The sequence below is a fragment of the Nocardia sp. BSTN01 genome (assembly GCF_015354405.1).
Taxonomy (GTDB): Bacteria; Actinomycetota; Actinomycetes; order Mycobacteriales; family Mycobacteriaceae; genus Nocardia.
Genome location: NZ_JADKYP010000202.1, coordinates 1 through 224, shown reverse-complemented (window position 1 = coordinate 224; position 224 = coordinate 1). Strand labels below are relative to the sequence as shown.

The following is a 224-nucleotide window of genomic DNA, read 5'->3' as shown; positions in this document are numbered from 1 at the left end:
GTGGTCAGTGTCGGCACCGCGACATAGGTGTAGGACACCCCGTTACTCGTCCCACCCACAGTGGCAACCGTGACCGACACCGTCCCGGCCGCCCCAGCGGGAGCGACGGCGGTGATCTGGGTATCGGAGTCGACGGTGAACGAACTCGCCGGTGTGGCACCGAAACTCACCCCGGTCGCACCCGTCAGACCTGTTCCGGTGAGCACGACCGTGGTCCCCCCGGT

At 67.4% G+C, this 224-nt stretch carries 1 protein-coding gene; it reads right to left on the bottom strand.

Annotated elements, in window-relative coordinates; all coding sequences use genetic code 11:
* Nucleotides 1-206: IPT/TIG domain-containing protein (locus IRT45_RS36535; RefSeq protein ID WP_309241314.1), on the bottom strand; the 206-nt coding region annotated here is incomplete at its 3' end.
* Between the last annotated feature and the right edge of the window lie 18 nt (nucleotides 207-224).